1 tRNA gene and 3 rRNA genes are annotated in these 5,124 nt (G+C 53.1%); all 4 read right to left on the bottom strand.

Annotation, left to right across the window (positions count from 1 at the left end):
* Window positions 1–24 precede the first annotated feature (24 nt).
* The 4 genes from rrf to H6G40_RS22820 all read right to left on the bottom strand — a co-directional run bounded on the left by rrf (window position 25) and on the right by H6G40_RS22820 (window position 4,930).
* Window positions 25–142: ribosomal RNA gene (gene rrf / locus H6G40_RS22805) — 5S ribosomal RNA — on the bottom strand.
* 56 nt (window positions 143–198) lie between these two features.
* Window positions 199–3,078: ribosomal RNA gene (locus H6G40_RS22810) — 23S ribosomal RNA — on the bottom strand.
* A gap of 155 nt (window positions 3,079–3,233) precedes the next feature.
* Window positions 3,234–3,307, bottom strand: a tRNA-Ile gene (locus tag H6G40_RS22815).
* A gap of 134 nt (window positions 3,308–3,441) precedes the next feature.
* Window positions 3,442–4,930: ribosomal RNA gene (locus tag H6G40_RS22820) — 16S ribosomal RNA — on the bottom strand.
* The 16S, 23S and 5S rRNA genes sit together here with 1 tRNA gene alongside, the layout of an rRNA operon.
* Window positions 4,931–5,124 lie beyond the last annotated feature (194 nt).

Genomic DNA, 5,124 nt, shown 5'->3' on the forward strand with positions numbered 1-5,124 from the left:
GGATTGAGGGGTAGGAAAGAATAATCCTGGCATCGAGCTATTGTCCCGGTCGGCAACCCGACAAGTATCTTGGCCACGGTGAAGTTTCACAACCGAGTTCGGGATGGAATCGGAGTGGTGCCATCACGTTAAAGACACCAGGAAGGGTAGAACCCTCAAGACTGCAAAAGCTAGGGGAAAAAGTGGTGAAAGAAGAATCAGGTCAAGCCCTCGGTCGGTTAGTACTCCTCGACTGCACTCGTTACCGAGCTTCCATCTAGAGCCTATCAACGGGTAGTCTACCCGAGACCTTACTGGCTTAATGCCATGAGAGCAATCATCTGGAGGTGGGCTTCCCACTTAGATGCTTTCAGCGGTTATCCGCTCCGCACATGGCTACCCTGCGTTTACCGTTGGCACGATAACAGGTACACCAGCGGTGCGTCCTTCCCGGTCCTCTCGTACTAAGGAAGGCTCCTCGCAATGCTCTTACGCCTACACCGGATATGGACCGAACTGTCTCACGACGTTCTGAACCCAGCTCACGTACCGCTTTAATGGGCGAACAGCCCAACCCTTGGGACCGACTTCAGCCCCAGGTTGCGATGAGCCGACATCGAGGTGCCAAACCTCCCCGTCGATGTGAACTCTTGGGGGAGATCAGCCTGTTATCCCTAGAGTAACTTTTATCCGTTGAGCGACGGCCCTTCCACGCGGTGCCGTCGGATCACTAAAGCCGACTTTCGTCCCTGTTCGACTTGTGGGTCTCACAGTCAAGCTCCCTTCTGCTTTTGCACTCTATCGTCCCATTTCCAACGGGACCGAGGGAACCTTTGCGCGCCTCCGTTACCTTTTAGGAGGCGACCGCCCCAGTCAAACTGCCCACCTGAAACTGTCTCCCGCCCCGATTAGGGGTCAGGGTTAGAATTCTAGCCTCGCCAGAGTGGTATCTCACCGTTAGCTCCACCCTCCCCACGAGGAGAGTTTCAAAGCTTCCCACCTATCCTGCGCAAGCGAAGCCCGAAGCCAATTCCAGGCTACAGTAAAGCTTCATAGGGTCTTTCTGTCCAGGTGCAGGTAGTCCGTATCTTCACAGACAATCCTATTTCGCCGAGTCTCTCTCCGAGACAGTGCCCAGATCGTTACGCCTTTCGTGCGGGTCGGAACTTACCCGACAAGGAATTTCGCTACCTTAGGACCGTTATAGTTACGGCCGCCGTTCACCGGGGCTTCGGTCGTCAGCTTCAGATTACTCCTGACCAACTTCCTTAACCTTCCGGCACTGGGCAGGCGTCAGCCTCCATACTGCGTCTTACGACTTGGCGGAGACCTGTGTTTTTGGTAAACAGTCGCCTGGGCCTATTCACTGCGACCCTCTTGCGAGGGTACCCCTTCTCCCGAAGTTACGGGGTCATTTTGCCGAGTTCCTTAGAGAGAGTTATCTCGCGCCCCTTAGTATTCTCTACTTCCCCACCTGTGTCGGTTTCGGGTACAGGCAATTAATGATTAACGTGGTTCGGGCTTTTCTAGGAAGCTTGATCAGCGCCACTTCCCTCCCGTGGGAGGTGGGACTCGCGTCTTAGCTCCTGGTGTTTTCACCACCTCTCATCGCCTCGACTGCTTGCACTGGTAACCAACATCCAGCTGACGTTGACCTTCTCCGTTCTCCGGCACAATCATTAATCGGTACGGGAATGTTAACCCGTTGTCCATCGACTACGCTTTTCAGCCTCGCCTTAGGTCCTGACTGACCCTCCGCGGACGAGCCTTGCGGAGGAAACCTTGGGGTTTCGGGGTGTGGGATTCTCACCCACATTTTCGCTACTTAAGCCGACATTCTCACTTCTATAGAGTCCACAGCTGCTTGCCGCTACTGCTTCACCCCCTATAGAACGCTCCCCTACCACTACAATGTAGTCCACAGCTTCGGTAGATAACTTAGCCCCGTTCATTTTCGGCGCAGGAGCGCTTGACCAGTGAGCTATTACGCACTCTTTTAAGGATTGCTGCTTCTAGGCAAACCTCCTGGTTGTCAATGCACTCCCACCTCCTTTCTCACTTAGTTATCATTTGGGGACCTTAGCTGGTGGTCTGGGCTGTTTCCCTCTTGACGATGAAGCTTATCCCCCACCGTCTCACTGGTAGTTTTTTTAGCCGTATTCAGAGTTTGCCTCGCCTTGGTACCGGTCTCCCAGCCCGCGGCGAAACAGTGCTTTACCCCGACTAAACTTCCACTACCGCTGCGCCTCAACACATTTCGGGGAGAACCAGCTAGCTCCGAGTTCGATTGGCATTTCACCCCTAACCACAGCTCATCCGCTAATTTTTCAACATTAGTCGGTTCGGACCTCCACTTGGTTTTACCCAAGCTTCATCCTGGCCATGGTTAGATCACCCGGGTTCGGGTCTACAAATTATGACGTTTCGCCCTATTCAGACTCGCTTTCGCTGGGGCTGTGGGGTCTTCCCCCTTCACCTGCCATAACCTGTAAGTCGCCGGCTCATTCTTCAACAGGCACACGGTCAGACGTTCAATCGTCCTCCCATTGCTTGTAGGCTAACGGTTTCATGTTCTATTTCACTCCCCTTCCGGGGTTCTTTTCACCTTTCCCTCGCGGTACTGTTTCTCTATCGGTCACACGGGAATATTTAGCCTTACCTCGTGGTCGAGGCAGATTCACACGGGATTTCACGTGCCCCATGCTACTCGGGATGCAGTTAAGCTGGTTCCTTTTTCGACTACAGGACTTTCACCTTCTCTGGTGCGGTTTTCAGCCGCTTCGTCTAAATTTCCCAGTCTTTTGTTACTGTCCCACGACCCCAAGTTCCGAAGAACTTGGTTTAGGCTGTTCCCTTTTCGCTCGCCGCTACTGGGGGAATCGCTGTTGCTTTCTTTTCCTCTGGCTACTAAGATGTTTCAGTTCACCAGGTTTGCTCGCTCCACCCTATGTATTCAGGTGGTCGTGTTTAGGGTTGCCCCATTCGGATATCTTCGGATCAATGCTTGCTTCCCGCTCCCCGAAGCGTTTCGTCGGTAACTACGTCCTTCTTCGCTTCCGTGTGCCTAGGTATCCACCGTTAGCCCTTATTAGCTTGACCTTGCGGTCTTCTTTTTTGGCTTTTTCACCTAGCTCTATGCAGTTTTCAAGGTTCCTCTGGACTCTTTACTCAGAGCCAGCATTCTCTCTTACTATGTCAGTAAGATAAGGTGCTGATTCCTCGCTTCTTTTCTTTCTTTTTGCCACCTGTACAGGTGGGCCATCCTGGACTCGAACCAGGGACCTCACCCTTATCAGGGGTGCGCTCTAACCACCTGAGCTAATAGCCCTTGTTCCTGATTCAGGTCTTGTGTGAACCCAGAACCTAGTTTGAAAGCCAATTTCGCCTCGCTCCGACCTTTTGGGATTGATTCTTGGTAGCGACTACTTTTTTTTCGTCTTTTACCTGAATTAGGTCTCCCTTTAAGGAGGTGATCCAGCCACACCTTCCGGTACGGCTACCTTGTTACGACTTCACCCCAGTCACTAGCCCTGCCTTAGGCATCCCCCTCCTTGCGGTTGAGGTAATGACTTCGGGCGTGACCAGCTTCCATGGTGTGACGGGCGGTGTGTACAAGGCCCGGGAACGAATTCACCGCCGTATGCTGACCGGCGATTACTAGCGATTCCTCCTTCATGCAGGCGAGTTGCAGCCTGCAATCTGAACTGAGGCCGGGTTTGCTGGGATTCGCTGGCTCTCGCGAGTTCGCTGCCCTTTGTCCCGACCATTGTAGTACGTGTGTCGCCCAAGACGTAAGGGGCATGCTGACTTGACGTCATCCCCACCTTCCTCCGGTTTGTCACCGGCAGTCTCCTTAGAGTCCCCAACTTAATGCTGGCAACTAAGAACGAGGGTTGCGCTCGTTGCGGGACTTAACCCAACATCTCACGACACGAGCTGACGACAGCCATGCACCACCTGTGTTCGCGCTCCCGAAGGCACCCCCAGCTTTCACCAGGGTTCGCGACATGTCAAGTCTTGGTAAGGTTCTTCGCGTTGCATCGAATTAAACCACATACTCCACCGCTTGTGCGGGCCCCCGTCAATTCCTTTGAGTTTCACACTTGCGTGCGTACTCCCCAGGCGGGATACTTAACGCGTTAGCTTCGGCACGGCTCGGGTCGATACAAGCCACGCCTAGTATCCATCGTTTACGGCTAGGACTACAGGGGTATCTAATCCCTTTCGCTCCCCTAGCTTTCGTCCCTGAGTGTCAGATACAGCCCAGTAGCACGCTTTCGCCACCGATGTTCTTCCCAATCTCTACGCATTTCACCGCTACACTGGGAATTCCTGCTACCCCTACTGCTCTCTAGTCTGCCAGTTTCCACCGCCTTTAGGTCGTTAAGCAACCTGATTTGACGGCAGACTTGGCTGACCACCTGCGGACGCTTTACGCCCAATAATTCCGGATAACGCTTGCCTCCCCCGTATTACCGCGGCTGCTGGCACGGAGTTAGCCGAGGCTGATTCCTCAAGTACCGTCAGAACTTCTTCCTTGAGAAAAGAGGTTTACAATCCAAAGACCTTCCTCCCTCACGCGGCGTTGCTCCGTCAGGCTTTCGCCCATTGCGGAAAATTCCCCACTGCTGCCTCCCGTAGGAGTCTGGGCCGTGTCTCAGTCCCAGTGTGGCTGCTCATCCTCTCAGACCAGCTACTGATCGTCGCCTTGGTAGGCCCTTACCCCACCAACTAGCTAATCAGACGCAAGCTCTTCTCCAGGCCAATTAGGTTTCACCTCGCGGCACATCGGGTATTAGCAGTCGTTTCCAACTGTTGTCCCCGTCCTGAAGTTAGATTCTTACGCGTTACTCACCCGTCCGCCACTAGAATCCGAAGATTCCCGTTCGACTTGCATGTGTTAGGCACGCCGCCAGCGTTCATCCTGAGCCAGGATCAAACTCTCCATGATGAATCGTTTGATTCTTTTGACTTTTTTTCGTCTCCCCCTTGCGGGTTTGACTTTTTTGTTATAGAATTGCTTCTAAACGAGGCTTTTTTTGCTTGGCTTTCAAACTATTGTTTTGTCTAGGTTCCAGCGTCGTTTGTTTCGCTTCGCTTTCGCTTTGCTTCAACCGCGCATTTACCAATGTATCTAACTTCCCC

The sequence above is a fragment of the Microcystis viridis FACHB-1342 genome (assembly GCF_014698335.1).
Classification (GTDB): domain Bacteria; phylum Cyanobacteriota; class Cyanobacteriia; order Cyanobacteriales; family Microcystaceae; genus Microcystis; species Microcystis ichthyoblabe_A.